Raw genomic sequence first — 234 nt, 5'->3', positions numbered from 1 at the left:
CGACGGTGGGCCGCTGATGAGCGTCTGGACGTCGTGGACGGTCCCGGTGTGTTCGTCGAGGTCGGTCACCGTCGACGTCCCCCCGGTGTCTCCCCCGCCGGCGCCGAGCGTCGACCAGCCGAGTGCGCCGAGAGCCGCGCCGGCACCGAGCGCCTTCATGACGTTCCGTCGTGCGGTACCGATCGGTCGTGTGAGTCGGTCTCGTGACATCCCAGTGGCGTCCTACGACGCGAG

At 70.5% G+C, this 234-nt stretch carries 1 protein-coding gene; it reads right to left on the bottom strand.

Features of this window, described 5'->3' with window-relative positions:
- On the bottom strand, nucleotides 1-210 hold a 210-nt coding region (locus SM755_RS24225; protein WP_323174909.1), incomplete at its 3' end, for a hypothetical protein.
- Between the last annotated feature and the right edge of the window lie 24 nt (nucleotides 211-234).

Source organism: Natrialba sp. PRR66, assembly GCF_034808065.1.
Lineage (GTDB): Archaea > Halobacteriota > Halobacteria > Halobacteriales > Natrialbaceae > Natrialba > Natrialba aegyptia.
Note: the sequence above shows the minus strand (reverse complement) of the source record. Positions and strands in the feature narration are given on the sequence as shown.